At 27.6% G+C, this 14,581-nt stretch carries 14 protein-coding genes and 2 pseudogenes; 13 read left to right on the forward strand and 3 right to left on the reverse strand.

The window, feature by feature from the left end:
- The 7 genes and pseudogenes from ELQ11_RS10235 to ELQ11_RS10245 all read left to right on the forward strand — a co-directional run.
- Positions 1 to 120, forward strand: a pseudogene (locus tag ELQ11_RS10235) (UDP-galactopyranose mutase); the annotation flags it as partial.
- A 24-nt stretch (positions 121 to 144) separates the two neighbouring features.
- A complete protein-coding gene (locus tag ELQ11_RS01325) occupies positions 145 to 951 on the forward strand; it encodes a glycosyltransferase family 8 protein (protein ID WP_134225106.1) in 807 nt (268 codons plus the stop codon).
- A 214-nt stretch (positions 952 to 1,165) separates the two neighbouring features.
- Positions 1,166 to 2,218, forward strand: a complete 1,053-nt coding sequence (locus ELQ11_RS01330) for a glycosyltransferase family 2 protein (RefSeq protein WP_072223834.1) — start codon at positions 1,166 to 1,168, stop codon at positions 2,216 to 2,218.
- 335 nt (positions 2,219 to 2,553) lie between these two features.
- Positions 2,554 to 3,489, forward strand: coding sequence for a glycosyltransferase family 2 protein (locus ELQ11_RS10445; protein WP_072223835.1), 936 nt, complete (start codon positions 2,554 to 2,556; stop codon positions 3,487 to 3,489).
- The gene (locus tag ELQ11_RS01340) at positions 3,486 to 4,265 is read left to right on the forward strand and encodes a glycosyltransferase family 25 protein (RefSeq protein ID WP_072223836.1); all 780 of its coding nucleotides are present in this window, start codon (positions 3,486 to 3,488) and stop codon (positions 4,263 to 4,265) included. Before ELQ11_RS10445 ends, ELQ11_RS01340 begins: the two co-directional genes overlap by 4 nt.
- A gap of 29 nt (positions 4,266 to 4,294) precedes the next feature.
- Entirely contained in the window at positions 4,295 to 4,432 is a 138-nt protein-coding gene (locus tag ELQ11_RS10020) for a hypothetical protein (protein WP_171824258.1), read from the forward strand.
- 367 nt (positions 4,433 to 4,799) lie between these two features.
- Positions 4,800 to 5,318, forward strand: a pseudogene (locus ELQ11_RS10245) (glycosyltransferase); the annotation flags it as partial.
- On the opposite strand, the gene ELQ11_RS01350 reads toward ELQ11_RS10245, so the two are convergent.
- Genes ELQ11_RS01350 through waaC form a run of 3 tightly spaced genes read right to left on the reverse strand, consistent with a single transcriptional unit; the run spans position 5,311 to position 7,905 of the window.
- Entirely contained in the window at positions 5,311 to 6,012 is a 702-nt protein-coding gene (locus ELQ11_RS01350) for a glycosyltransferase family 2 protein (protein WP_072223837.1), read from the reverse strand. The pseudogene ELQ11_RS10245 and the gene ELQ11_RS01350 overlap by 8 nt on opposite strands.
- On the reverse strand, positions 6,009 to 6,887 hold the full coding sequence (gene htrB, locus ELQ11_RS01355; protein ID WP_072223838.1) for a lipid A biosynthesis lauroyl acyltransferase HtrB: 879 nt from the start codon (positions 6,885 to 6,887) through the stop codon (positions 6,009 to 6,011). Before htrB ends, ELQ11_RS01350 begins: the two co-directional genes overlap by 4 nt.
- Positions 6,877 to 7,905: a lipopolysaccharide heptosyltransferase I gene (waaC, locus tag ELQ11_RS01360; protein WP_070261246.1), complete on the reverse strand. Its 1,029-nt coding sequence runs from the start codon at positions 7,903 to 7,905 to the stop codon at positions 6,877 to 6,879. Before waaC ends, htrB begins: the two co-directional genes overlap by 11 nt.
- A gap of 65 nt (positions 7,906 to 7,970) precedes the next feature.
- Between waaC and ELQ11_RS01365 the strand changes: the two genes are divergently transcribed.
- From ELQ11_RS01365 to pglJ, 6 genes are read left to right on the forward strand one after another with little or no spacing between them, the layout of a single operon-like run.
- Positions 7,971 to 8,765, forward strand: coding sequence for a 3'-5' exonuclease (locus ELQ11_RS01365; RefSeq protein WP_070261245.1), 795 nt, complete (start codon positions 7,971 to 7,973; stop codon positions 8,763 to 8,765).
- Positions 8,766 to 8,822: 57 nt separating this feature from the next.
- Complete coding sequence (gene galE, locus ELQ11_RS01370; RefSeq protein WP_002893768.1) at positions 8,823 to 9,809, forward strand: UDP-glucose 4-epimerase GalE; 987 nt, start codon at positions 8,823 to 8,825, stop codon at positions 9,807 to 9,809.
- The gene (gene pglK / locus ELQ11_RS01375; RefSeq protein WP_134225107.1) at positions 9,803 to 11,497 is read left to right on the forward strand and encodes an ABC-type lipopolysaccharide transporter PglK; all 1,695 of its coding nucleotides are present in this window, start codon (positions 9,803 to 9,805) and stop codon (positions 11,495 to 11,497) included. The genes galE and pglK overlap by 7 nt, the downstream gene beginning before the upstream one ends.
- Complete coding sequence (gene pglH / locus ELQ11_RS01380) at positions 11,494 to 12,573, forward strand: GalNAc-alpha-(1->4)-GalNAc-alpha-(1->3)-diNAcBac-PP-undecaprenol alpha-1,4-N-acetyl-D-galactosaminyltransferase (RefSeq protein ID WP_134225108.1); 1,080 nt, start codon at positions 11,494 to 11,496, stop codon at positions 12,571 to 12,573. Before pglK ends, pglH begins: the two co-directional genes overlap by 4 nt.
- The gene (gene pglI, locus ELQ11_RS01385; RefSeq protein WP_072223840.1) at positions 12,566 to 13,495 is read left to right on the forward strand and encodes a GalNAc(5)-diNAcBac-PP-undecaprenol beta-1,3-glucosyltransferase; all 930 of its coding nucleotides are present in this window, start codon (positions 12,566 to 12,568) and stop codon (positions 13,493 to 13,495) included. The genes pglH and pglI overlap by 8 nt, the downstream gene beginning before the upstream one ends.
- A complete protein-coding gene (pglJ, locus tag ELQ11_RS01390; RefSeq protein ID WP_002861842.1) occupies positions 13,483 to 14,580 on the forward strand; it encodes an N-acetylgalactosamine-N,N'-diacetylbacillosaminyl-diphospho-undecaprenol 4-alpha-N-acetylgalactosaminyltransferase in 1,098 nt (365 codons plus the stop codon). The genes pglI and pglJ overlap by 13 nt, the downstream gene beginning before the upstream one ends.
- Position 14,581 lies beyond the last annotated feature (1 nt).

Below are 14,581 nucleotides of genomic sequence, written 5' to 3' on the forward strand. Positions count from 1 at the left end.
TTAAAAGAATCTGCTAAACTTACAAATGTGTATTTTTTAGGTAGGCTTGGCGATTATAAATATTATGATATGGATAAAACCGTGGAGAGAGTGTTGAAAGTTGAGTTAGAGAATTGTTAAATAGCTTTAGAAAGGTTTTATTTAATGAAAAATGTAGATTTTAATGAAAAAAGTATTCATATATTTTTTACCATAAATGATGCTTATAGTGGATATTTAGCTACTTGTATAGTATCGATTTTAGACAATTTAAATAAAGAGTATATTCCGTATTTTTATGTAATAGATGGTGGAGTTAGTGATGATAATAAAAATAAAATTGATACTTTAAAAAATATTAAATATTTTAATATAGAATATATTAGAATAGATGCTAAATTATTTTCAAAGGTTCCAAGCAGTTCTCAATTGCATGTTTCGAATGAAACAAATTATCGTTTTTTAGCTTCAACATTAAAACCAACATTAGATAAATGCGTATTTTTAGATGTTGATTTAGTGGTTATAGGTGATATCTCTAAACTTTGGGAAATTGATATTAATGATTATTATATGGCAGCAGTTAGTGATCAGGAGCCTTTAAATCAAAATTCTTGGACTTTGAAATTGCCATTACCATGCGACTATTTATATGTAAATACTGGAGTTACACTCTTTAATTTAAAGAAATGGAGAGATGACAATATTCAAGAATTGTTATTTCAGAATTTGTTTAAGTATTCTGCTTTTCTACAATTTCCAGACCAAGATACTCTTAATATAACTTTACATAGAAAAATAAAATATCTTTCTCATATTTATAATGCTATGCCAGTTCAGACTTATTATAATAATGAGCAAAAACAGGAAGCTTTTTCTAATCCACAAGTGATTCATTGGCAGGATCTCGAAAACCTTGGAAATATCCAGATGTTCCTTATGCTGAAATATTTTGGCATTATGCTAGACTAACACCTTTTTATAAAGAGATATTATTGAGGCAAATCGAAGATAATTACTTGTCTAAAATAAGAAATAAAATGGAAAAATATAAAAATAATAGGTTTTTTATATTTTTTGTAAATATACGTATTTATATGCAATATAAATTTATAAGAATTATTATCTGTAGATTAAAATTATTTTTAAAAAAAATATTAAAATTTTTATTAAGAAGGCGGTATATATGATTAATAAAAACACTCCTTTAGTATCAGTTATAATACCAATTTATAATGTAGAAAAGTATCTTAGAGAATGCCTTGATAGCGTTGTAAATCAAACATTAAGAGAAATAGAAATTATATTAATTAATGATGGATCTACTGATAATTGTGGAAAAATATGCGATGAATATGCAACTAAGGATAAAAGAATTATAGTTATTCATAAAGAGAATGCAGGCTTAGGTGCAGCTTTTAATAGCGGGTTAGATATAGCCAAAGGAGAATATTGTACAATAGTTGAAAGTGATGATTATGTAAAATTGGATATGTGTGAAAAACTTTATAGATTAGCCCGCAATCAAGATTACCAAGTAGTTAAATCTGATTTTATTGGTTTTGAAGATAAGGAGAAAGAAAGAATTTTTAAAAATCTCCCTATATGTTATGATCAAGCTTTGTATAATAAAAAAACTAATTCGTATTTAAATCCAAGTATTATTATAAATTCTTGGAATATGAATCAATCTAGTCTTTATAAAATGGATTTTATTAAAAAATACAATATAAGAGCAAATGAAACACAAGGAGCTTCCTATCAAGATATAGGATTATGGTTTCAAATTTTAAGTTTGGCTTCAAGTATTTATTTTTGTCAAGAGGGGTTTTATTTTTATAGACAAGATAATGAAAATGCTTCGGTTAAGAGTAAAGATAAAATATATTGCGTCTGCGATGAGTTTGAGTTTTTAGATAAGTTTCTTGATAAAAATTTAGAGCTTAAAAGTAGATTGCAAGATGTTTTTTATTGTTTTAAATTTAAAATATATTCATGGAATTTAAAGCGTATTGATGATAAATATAAATTAGATTTTTTGTATAGATTTTCACAAGAATTTTTACCGATTTATGATAAAATAAATAAGAAATATTTTACTTATAATGAATTATCAGATCTTTGGTCTATTATTCAAGATCCAAAAAAAGCTTATAGTAACAATTTTTTTCACAGAATTAGAAAAGGGATTATCAAAATTAAGTATAAACTTTATAAAAAAGTTGATAATTTAATTTGAATTATTAATTTTTTTATTGTTTGATTTTTTAAAATGTTATTAAGATTTATGATTAAATTTTTTATTATTTTTTAAGAGGAAAGATATTCTATGGATTAATAAATATTGCAATTCTGATTTACAATATAAAGGTGTTTATCAAAAAGTAAAATAAGTCAAATTTGTAAAAAATAGACAATAGGATAAAAATGGTTTTTTATAATATATTTGTATTAAATATTTTTATTTAAATAAGGTATTTTATTTTTTTACTTCTTATGTTAAAATTTTTCAGAGTTGAACTAATATTAAGAGTTTGTTTTTACTATTTTTAAAAAAAATTTTTAGGAAAGATAATGTCTAAAATCTCAATAATTATGCCAACTTATAATGTGGAACAATATATAGCAAGAGCAATAGAAAGTTGTATCAATCAGACTTTTAAAGATATAGAAATAATTATAGTTGATGATTGTGGAAGTGATAAAAGTATAGATATAGCTAAAGAATACGCCAAAAAAGATAAAAGGATAAAAATAGTTCACAATGAAAAAAACTTAGGTCTTTTAAGAGCTAGATATGAAGGAGTTAAGGCAACTAATTCTTTATATATCATGTTTTTAGACTCTGATGACTTTTTAGAGCTTGAAGCTTGCGAGGAAGTATCTAAGTATTTGGATGAAAATAATGATTTGATATGTTTTAATTATAATGCTTTAAATACAACTTTGAAGAAAAATATTTTTTTTGTTAATAATAATTATAGTCTTGAAGAATATTTAATTTTCTTAGCAGAACAAATTGTAAATTTTAAAATAAAGCAATGGTATATATGGGGTAAGGTTTTTTTAAGACAAAAATATTTAAAAACATTTGAAAAAATCAATGAAAATCCAAAACTTACTATGGCAGAAGATGCATTGTTCCTTACTTTGTATTATCTTGAATGCAAGCGTATTGTGACTTTAGAGCAATGTCTGATTAATTACAATATGCAAAATATTAGCTCATCAACTAAAGAAGTAAAAAATTTTGATAAGATGCAATTTTTTATAGAAAATTTAAATTTTGTTATTCATAAGCTTAATTTATATTCTAATGCTTTAAATCCTATATATTTTTTATTGTGCCAATATTTTACTAACGAGCTTCTTATACATAAGTTACAACTGGAATATTGTTGTACTCCTTATAGTTGCTTTTTTAAAAAAATATTTATAAAATTAAAAAGAAAGAGAATAAAATTTAAGAGAAAAAAATATATAAAACAATTAGCAATGGAATTAAAATGAAATTTCTTATCATCAATCTTAAAAAAGCAAAGCAAAGAAAAGAATACATTAGTAAATTGTGTCAAAAATATCAACTTGATTATGAAATCATCCAGGCGGTAGAAGGAAAAGCTGTAGGCAAACAAGAGTATTTAAATATAGTTGATTATGACAAAATGCTAAATTTTCATAAAAGAGAATTAGGGCTTGGAGAGCTTGGTTGTTCTTTATCTCATAAAAAATGTTATGAAAAAATATTGCAAGAAAATTTAAAATACGCTGTGATTTTAGAAGATGATGCGTATTTTGATGAAAACTTACTTGAATTTTTACAACACCTTAATGAATTTCCTAACGACTTGGAGCTTTTGTTATTAGGGCATCAAAGACAGGTTTATAATGATGATGGTTTTAGGATAGAAAGTCCTTACTCAAGAAGATTTGCAAAAAAAATCTTAAATTATAAAATTCGTCGTTTGATCGCTAGAGGCAACGGTACTTATGGTTATTTTATAACCAAAAATGGAGCTTTAAAACTGCTTTCTCATTTAGAAAAAATTTATTTGCCTATAGATGCTCTTACTTGTAATGAAAAAGTTTTAAACACTTACGCTTTATTTCCTGTACTTGTTTATACACATGAAAATTTTATGTTTGAAAGTTCTACTCAAGATGATAAAAAATTTCTTAAAAAGAAAAATAAAATAAGTAAGTATATTAAAAAAATTCACATTTTTATAAAATATTTTTTACTTAGTTTAAAAAAGGTTAGACCTTATGAAAATATTGATTGTTAGTGACTATTTTAACAAAGGTGGGGTAAGTTATGTTATTTAATCAACTTGTTAAAGAATGGAATAAAAACCACGAGCTTTCTTTGTTATTTTTTGAAAAGACATCTCTAGCTTATGAGATGATATTTGTAGCGATGTTTATGTTAAATTTATCAACACTAAAGCTTTAACTCCTATCCGTTTTTTAAATAAACTTATTAATAAAATCATATATAAATGTGCAATTAAAAAAAATTAAAACACTATAAACTTGATATTATAATTTCTTTTAAAACCAAGCCTAATTTATTTACTCTACTTGCAAATAAAAATATAGGTATCAAGCATATTATTTGCGAGCATGGTTTTCATCTTGGAGAAAAGTCTAAAAAAACCAATCGTTTAAGAAGAAAACTGTATCCTTTGGCTACCTAATTTAAGTGTTTTAACTAGGGAAGATTTTAAATATTATTCTTTTGTAAAAAACAAAATCATCATGCCTAATCCCTTGGGTGTAAAAAAACAAATTCATACAAATGATAAAGAAAACATTATTTATATGCAGGAAGATTAGAAGAAGAAAAGGCTGTGGATGTTTTTATTAAAGCTTTATTTTGTATTCAAAAAGATGTTTTAAATAAATGGAAGATTATCATAGCAGGAGAGGGTTCTTTAAAAAAGAATTTGATGGAGCTTGCTAAAAATTTAAATTTGCACATCGATTTTGTAGGTTATATAGAAGACTTAAGTTTTTACTATGAAAAAGCTAAAATTTTATGCTTATGTTCCAAATAAGAAGGTTTGCCCATAGTTTTAATCGAAGCTGCTTTTTATGAATGCGCTAGAATTAGTAGTGATTATATGGGTGTAAGCGAGTTAATCGATGATAAAAATAATGGACTTTTATTTAAGATGGGTGATTTTAATGATATGGCTTTAAAAATATCGCTTTTAATGCAAGATGAAAACTTAAGACAAGAAATTGTTAAAAATGCCAAAGAAAAAGTTGAATCTTATAAAGTAGAAAGCGTGATGAAAAAATGGGATGAATTGTTTGATATGATTAAAACTACTTAATATATTTCCAAAAAGTATATTGGGCATAAAGCTTTGCTATGATAAAACCTCTTTTGCCTTCTAAAAAACCTAATTTTACAAAATAAAGTTTAAAAAAAGTCCAATAAGGATTTATTAAAGCTTTAAGAAGGTTATTTTTTTTAGGATTTAGACTTGAGTATTTGTTTTGCTTATTTATAAATTGCTCGATATTTTCATAAGCATAATGTAAAAAATGATGTTTTAATTTCCCTATTTTTTCTTGACAGATTATGCTTTCGTGAACTTCTCTTTCATCAAATTTGGCATATTTTTTATGAAATAGTCTTATGTTATAATCAGGATATAGCCCCATTTTTGTTATTGCTTCTCCAAAGAAAAAATTTAATCTTGCTACTTTGTATGCTTTAAATGATGGATTTTTAATTATTTGCAATACTTCCTCTTTTAATTCTTCAGTAAAAACTTCATCACTATCTAAAACAAATATCCAATCATTATTTGCTTTTTCAACTCCAAATTGTTTTTGCTTTCCAAAACCAAGCCAATCTTGATGAAAAATTTTCACGTTTTTAAAAGCTTTTGCTATTATTAAACTATCATCTGTGCTTCCGCTATCTATTAAAATAATTTCATTGGCAAAATTAACACTTTGTAATACTTCTTGAAGATATTTTTGACTATTAAAAGTTAGTATTACGATCGAAATATTCATGGGTATATTCCTTGATTATAACTTGCAAAGCGTCTATGAAAAAAAAAGTATTCCCAAGGTCTTTTTTTAATCATTTCTTCGCAACTTTGTGCTTGATAAAGTGTCAGTTCTTCTAAGCTTGCATTTTGAGAATCTTTTGCTTTAAAAAACTCTATGCAAAATTTACCATCTTCTTTATAGGCATAAACAGGAATGATCAAAGCATTACTTCTTTGTGCGATAAGGCTTGCTCCCATTTGATAATTCACTTCTTTGTTAAAAAATTTTAATCTTATGCTTTCGTTTTCTACGCAGTCTTGATCAGTTAAAATTCCCAAAGCTCGCTCCTTTTTTAAAGCACTTAGCATTTGTCTTATACCGCCTTTTTTGTCGATAAGTTCTATGTCAAATTGGGTACGGCTTTGGCTTAAAATTTCATACATAGTTTCACTTTTTAACTTTTTTCCCACTATGGAAATCGCACCATATTTAGCTGCATAAGCAAGGCTTAAAATTTCCCAGTTTCCATAGTGTGCAGTTGTGAAGATAATAGGACGCTTTAAAGCTAGAGCGTCTATAAGAAAATTTTCATTGATAAAATTTACTTTATTGAGAATTTTTTCTTTGGTGGTGTTTTGATTTTGCAAACAATCAATCCCAAATTGAGCAAAATTTTCATAAATTTTTAAAGACAATTCATCGCGTTCTTTTTGAGTGTATTGAGGAAAACAGATTTGCAAATTTGTATCGATGATTTTGCGGTGTTTTTTGTTAAGATGAAAAGTGATTCTTACCGCAATCAAAGTTAAAAAATGCAAGATGCAATCAGGTATAAAAGTAACAAAAAATTTCAAAATATAATAAAGACTAAGATATATTCTATCGCTATTTTTCATTAAGTAAGCCTTTGGCAAGTTTGAAGATATCTTCTTCTTCTATACGCGTGATGCAAAAATCACTTTTATCGATATGTTTGGCATTTTGGATTTTTTTACCTGCATCAATGATTTTATTGATATGAGTTTGAAAAGCATTGCGGTAGCTTGGTGTTGCACCAAAAATCGTAATAGATGCTTTGTTTAAAGCAAAGGCTAAATGTGTTGGACCGCTATCATTTCCTATGATTAAATTCATCATTTTTGTAAAAGCCATTAGTTCTTCAAGGCTAAATTTTGGTGCTAATTCTATATGTGTTTCATCAATACCGCTAAGATTTAAAACTTCTTTGGCAAATTCGTATTCTTTTACATTTCCCCAAGCGAGCCAAATTTTTGCTTGTTGAAATTCATTGATTAAAAGCTTACAAAGTATAGCAAGTTTGGTTTTAGGATAGATTTTATTTTCTACACTTGAACCCACGTGTATGAGTATGTTTTTTTCGTTTTTATTGAGCTTGAGTTTATTGTTTAAGAGTTGTTTTAAATTTTCATCTACACTAAAAATATCTTGTTTAAAGACTAAATTTTTGACATTAAAATCAGTATTTAACATAAAGGAGGTAAGACTTAAGTATCTTACAAATACATTTTCATTGTAATCTAACTCAAGTTTTTGGTTATAGAAATTATGAGCAAAACTTTCTTTAAGGCTATTTTTATCAAAACCAAAATTATTTCTACTTAAAATTCGACTTACAATAGCAGATTTTATAAGCCCCTGTAGATCTATTACTGCATTATAGTTGTTTTTTCTTGCTTTAAGAAGAATTTTTAGGCTTTTTAAAATTTTTTTGTCTTTTAAGGGCAGGGCATAGAGTTTGTCTATTAAAGGATGATTTTTGAGTATGCCTTCAAATTTTTCATCTACAAACCAATGAATTTTTATATCTTTTTTAAAATTTTTGATAAATTGCAAAACCACGGCACTTTGGATAATATCACCAAGTGCTGATAAACGAACAATTGCTATTTTCATTAAAAGCCTAATATTTTAAAATTTTTGCTATGATTTTAGCGAAATTATTTAAAAAAAGGTTAAAAATGGCAAAAAATGAAGGTTATATTTGTGTTTTTGATTGTGAGAGTGTGCCAGATGTTGAGCTTATCCGTAAAACTTTAGGTTTTGAAGGAAGTGATTTAGAAGTAAGTTTGAAAGCACTTCAGTGGCAAAAAGAACAAAGTGGGAGTGAGTTTTTGCCTTTGCCTTATCATAAAATCATCAGTATTTGTGCGGTTTTAAGCGATAATTTTGGAAAATTTATCAAAGTAAATAAAATTGATGGGCAAAATGAAAAAGAAATGATTGCTAATTTTTTCAATTTTATAGAAAATTATGAGCCAAAATTAGTCAGTTTTAATGGTAAAAATTTTGATATGCCTGTTCTTGTTTTAAGAGCTTTAAAATACAATTTAAAAGCAGCAACTTATTTGGATACTCAAAGTGATAAATGGAATAATTATAAAACAAGATTTTCAGAATTAAAACATTGTGATTTATTAGAATCCTTAGGATCTAATGGGCGTGGAATAAAGCTTGATACACTTTGCTCTATGGTGGGTTTGCCAGGAAAATATGATGTGCATGGCGATGAGGTGATGAAACTTTTTTATGAAAATGAAATTGAAAAAATTCACGAATATTGTGAAAGTGATGTTCTAAATACTTATATGCTTTTTTTAAAATATGAACTTATTAAAGCTAATGTTAGTGAAGAAGATTATGTTGATTTTCTTTTTTATATGAGGGATTTTTTGCGTGAAAAAAAATCAGATCGTTCTTATACAGAAGTTTTTGCAAAAGCTTGTGAAAGTGAAATTTCAAAAGTTCAATCTTAAGTATTTAAGAAAATATATTAAAATTTATTTTTGATATTTTTAAAAAAAGGAATGATGATGAAAATTCTTATTAGCGGTGGCGCAGGTTATATAGGTTCTCATACTTTAAGGCAATTTTTAAAAACAGATCATGAAATTTGTGTTTTAGATAATCTTTCTAAGGGTTCTAAAATTGCAATAGAAGATTTGCAAAAAATAAGAGCTTTTCAATTTTTCGAACAAGATTTAAGTGATTTTCAAGGCGTAAAAGCATTGTTTGAGAGAGAAAAATTTGACGCTATTGTGCATTTTGCAGCAAGCATTGAAGTTTTTGAAAGTATGCAAAACCCTTTAAAATATTATATGAACAACACTGTTAATACGACAAATCTCATCGAAACTTGTTTGCAAACTGGAGTGAATAAATTTATATTTTCTTCAACGGCAGCCACTTATGGCGAACCACAAACTCCTGTTGTGAGCGAAACAAGCCCTTTAGCGCCTATTAATCCTTATGGTCGTAGTAAGCTTATGAGCGAAGAAGTTTTGCGTGATGCAAGTATGGCAAATCCTGAATTTAAGCATTGTATTTTAAGATATTTTAATGTTGCAGGTGCTTGCATGGATTATACTTTAGGACAACGCTATCCAAAAGCGACTTTGCTTATAAAAGTTGCAGCTGAATGTGCCGCAGGAAAACGTGATAAACTTTTCATATTTGGCGATGATTATGATACAAAAGATGGTACTTGCATAAGAGATTTTATCCATGTAGATGATATTTCAAGCGCGCATTTAGCGGCTTTGGATTATTTACAAGAGAATGAAAGCAATGTTTTTAATGTAGGTTATGGACATGGTTTTAGTGTAAAAGAAGTGATTGAAGCGATGAAAAAAGTTAGCGGAGTGGATTTTAAAGTAGAACTTGCCCCACGCCGTGCGGGCGATCCTAGTGTGTTGATTTCTGATGCAAGTAAAATCAGAAATCTTACTTCTTGGCAGCCTAAATATGATGATTTAGAGCTTATTTGTAAATCTGCTTTTGATTGGGAAAAACAGTGTTAAAAAAACTTTTTTTTATTTTAAGCAAGGAAGATAAAAATTTTTTATTTTTCTTGCTTGTTTTTTCAGTATTTGTTTCTTTTATAGAAACTTTTGCAATTTCTTTGGTAATGCCTTTTATCACTTTGGCTAGTGATTTTTCTTATTTTGATCGCAATAAATATTTAATCAGCCTAAAAGAATATCTTAATATCCCTGTTTTTGAAATCATTGTTTATTTTGGAGTGGGGCTTATTGTTTTTTATGTGTTTAGAGCTTTCTTAAATGCGTATTATTTTCATCTTTTGGCAAGATTTTCTAAAGGGCGTTATCACGCGATTGCTTATAAGGTTTTTTCTAAATTTTTAAATATTAATTATGAAAAATTTACTCAAAAAAATCAATCTGAAATTTTAAAGTCCATTACAGGAGAAGTTTATAATCTAAGCACTATGATTTCATCATTTTTACTTTTGATGAGTGAAATTTTTGTAGTGCTTTTGCTTTATGCTTTAATGCTTTTGATTAATTATAAAATCACTTTATTTTTAAGTATTTTTATGGTATTAAATGCCTTTATTTTAGTGAAAATTTTAAGTCCTATCATTAAAAAAGCAGGACTAAAACGTGAAGAAGCGATGAAAAATTTCTTCGAAATTTTAAATACAAATTTAAATAATTTCAAATTTATCAAGCTTAAAACCAAAGAAGATGGAGTATTAAGCCTTTTTAAAGCACAAAGTGAAGCTTTTTCTAAAGCAAATATTACCAATGAAAGCGTAGCTGCGGTGCCTAGAATTTATCTTGAAGGAATAGGTTTTTGCGTACTTGTTTTTATCGTGGTATTTTTGGTTTTGAAAAATGAAAGTGATATTTCAGGTATTTTATCCACGATTTCTATTTTTGTTTTAGCGCTTTATCGCTTAATGCCAAGCGCAAATCGTATTATCACAAGTTATCATGATTTGCTTTATTATCATTCTTCTTTGGATATTATTTATCAAAATTTAAGACAAGAAGAAGAAAATTTGGGCGAGGAAAAATTAAGCTTTAATCAAGAGCTTAAAATTTGCAATCTTAGTTTTGGTTATGAGGGAAAAAAACATTTATTTAAAAATCTTAATTTAAACATTAAAAAAGGCGAAAAAATCGCTTTTATAGGGGAGAGTGGTTGCGGAAAAAGTACCTTAGTAGATCTTATCATAGGACTTTTAAAACCAAAAGAAGGGCAAATTTTAATTGATAAGCAAGAGTTAAATGCAAGTAATGCAAAAAATTATCGCCAAAAAATAGGCTATATCCCACAAAATATCTATCTTTTTAATGACAGCATAGCTAAAAATATCACTTTTGGAGATGCGGTTGATGAAGAAAAACTTAACAGAGTTATCAAACAAGCAAATTTAGAGCATTTTATAAAAAATTTATCTCAGGGAGTGCAAACAAAAGTGGGCGATGGAGGGAGTAATTTAAGCGGGGGACAAAAACAACGCATAGCTATAGCAAGAGCTTTATATCTAGAGCCTGAAATTTTAGTGCTCGATGAAGCAACTTCTGCGCTTGATACTCAAAGTGAAGCAAAAATCATGGATGAAATTTATAAAATTTCTAAAGATAAAACCATGATTATTATCGCACATCGCCTTTCTACGATAACGCAATGTGATAAGGTTTATCGTTTAGAACACGGTAAGCTTAAAGAGGAGAAATGATGAAAATAAGCTTTATTATCGCAACTTTAAATTCAGGAGGCGCTGAGCGTGTTTTGGTAACCTTGGCTAATGCACTTTGTAAAGAGCATGAAGTAAGTATTATTAAATTTCATGCAGGAGAATCTTTTTATAAGCTTGAAAATGAAGTTAAAGTTACAAGTTTAGAACAATTTAGATTTGACACACTTTATCATAAAATCGCAAGTCGTTTTAAGAAATTTTTTGCTTTAAAAAAGGCTTTGAAAGAAAGCAAAGCTGATGTTTTTATTTCTTTTTTGGATACAACTAATATTGCTTGTATTATTGCGAAAATAGGGCTTAAAACTCCACTCATTATAAGTGAGCATAGTAATGAAGCGTATTTAAAACCTAAAACTTGGCGTTTTTTAAGAAGGGTAAGCTATCCTTTTTGTGATGCTTTAAGTGTGCTTGGAAGCAGTGATAAGGTGTATTATGAAAGATTTGTAAAAAGGGTTAAGCTTTTATTAAACCCTTGTCATTTTAGCGATGAAATTCCTTTTGATTCTAGTTTTGAAAAAGAAAATTTGGTTCTTTTTATAGGGCGTTTAGATCACAACAAAAACCCTGCAATGTTTTTAAAAGCTATAGCGCATTTGGATAAAAATTTGCAAGAAAATTATAAATTTATTATAGCAGGAGATGGAGAGTTAAGGCAAGAACTTGAATACAAGGTAAAATCTTTAGGAATAAAAGTTGATTTTTTAGGACGCGTTGAAAATGTCAAGGCTCTTTATGAAAAAGCAAAAGTGCTTTGCCTTTGTTCTTTTGTAGAGGGTTTGCCAACGGTTTTAATTGAAAGTTTGTATTTTGAGGTTTGTAGAATTTCAAGTTCTTATTATAATGGTGCTAAGGATTTAATCAAAGATAATCATGATGGGCTTTTGGTAGGTTGTGATGATGAAATAGCACTTGCTAAAAAACTTGAACTTGTTTTAAATGATGAAAATTTTAGAAAAGAACTTGTAAATAGTGCCAAACAAAGGTGTAAAGACTTTGAAATTTCTCATATCAAAGAAGAATGGCTTAAGCTTATAGCCGAGGTTAAAAATGCCTAAACTTTCTGTTATAGTACCAACTTTTAATCGTCAAGCTTTGTTGGAAAAGGCTATTAAAAGCATACAAAATCAAGATTTTAAAGATTTAGAAATTATTATAAGTGATGATAATTCTAGTGATGATACTAAAAGTGTGGTGCAAAATTTACAAAAAGATGATGATCGCATTAAGTATTTTTTAAATCAAAATTACAAACAAGGTCCAAATGGCAATAAAAACAATGGCTTAGATCAAGCAAGTGGCGAGTTTGTAACTTTTTTAGATGATGATGATGAGCTTTTATCTGGGGCTTTAAGTACCTTGATGCAAAAAGCAAATGAGGGTTATGCTCATGTTTTTGGAAATTGTTTGATAGAAAAAGAAGGAAATTTAAGCAAGGAATTTAGCGGCAAGGGCTTGGAAAAAGATAGTGAAATTTCTAAAAAAGATTTTTTAATGGCTAAATTTAGCGGAGAGTTTTTTTCTGTTTTTAAAAAATCTCTACTTGAAAACAAGCGTTTTAATGAAGAATTTTATGGCAATGAAGCCACCCTTTGGGTAAATTTATACAAGGAAAAAAGTTTTTATATCCATAAAGCTTTTAGGATTTATAGGATTTATAGGCAAGATAGCGTGACTTTAGGGGCGAGTAAAAATGCTTATAGGGTGTATTTGGGATATTTAGAGCTTGCTAAAATTTTAGAAAATGAACTTAGAATGAGTAAGGATGAAGATTATAAAAAAACTTGTGCGAGTTATTATAAAATGGCAGCTTATTATGCAAAACTTGCAAAAAATTATAAAGCTCTTTATAAATGTTTGTTTAAAAGCCTGAGTATAAAAATCAACGCTCCTGCTTTGATATTACTTATTTTAAGTATAATTCCAAATAATATGATTGAAAAATTATCAAAAATTCGGGTGGCTTTATGCAAAAATTAGGCATTTTTATTTATTCTTTAGGAAGTGGTGGTGCTGAAAGAGTTGTGGCGACTTTATTGCCTATTTTAAGTTTGAAATTTGAAGTGCATTTGATCTTGATGAATGATAAAATTTCTTATGAAATTCCAGAGTGTCAAATTCATTTTTTAGAATGTTCAAAACCTAGTGAAAATCCTATTTTGAAATTTTTAAAACTACCTTTTTTGGCTTTAAAATACAAAAAACTTTGCAGAAATTTAGGCATTGATACAGAATTTGTTTTTTTAAATCGACCTAATTATATAGCTTTAATGGCAAGAATGTTTGGAAACAAAACTCGCCTTGTGATCAATGAATGCACTACGCCAAGTGTGATGTATATGAAAAATAATTTTAATTCTTTGGCAAATAAATTTTTAATTTCTTTACTTTATCCAAGGGCTGATTTAATCTTGCCTAATTCTAAAGGAAATTTAGAAGATTTAGTGCAAAATTTTAGTATAAATCCAAAAAAATGTGAAATTTTATACAATGCCATCGATTTAGAAAACATAGAGCAAAAAGCTCTTGAAGATATAGCTTTAAAAGATAAATTTATTTTAAGTGTAGGCAGGCTTGATAAAGGTAAAAATCATGCTTTATTAATTCGTGCTTATGCGAGATTGAAAACAGATTTAAAGCTTGTGATTTTAGGTGAAGGTGTGCTTAAAGATGAGCTTTTGGCTTTGATTAAAGAGTTAAATTTAGAAGAAAAGGTTTTGCTTTTAGGATTTGATAATAATCCTTATAAATACATGGCTAAATGTGAATTTTTTGCTTTTGCTTCTGTGTTTGAAGGTTTTTCAAATGTTTTAATTGAAAGCTTAGCTTGTTCTTGTGCGGTAGTTTGCACTGATCATAAAAGTGGTGCAAGAGAGCTTTTTGGAGATGATGAATTTGGACTTTTAGTAGAAGTAGATAATGAAAACTCTATGTTTCAGGGTTTAAAGACTATGCTTGAAGATGATAAATTAAGAAAAGCGTATAAAAATAAGGCTAAAACTAGGGCTAAGGCTTTTGATAAAGTAAAAATTGCACGTGATGCTTTGAAATATTTATTAGGATAAA

It is taken from the genome of Campylobacter sp. US50a, assembly GCF_004379015.1.
In the GTDB taxonomy this organism is placed as follows: Bacteria; Campylobacterota; Campylobacteria; order Campylobacterales; family Campylobacteraceae; genus Campylobacter_D; species Campylobacter_D jejuni.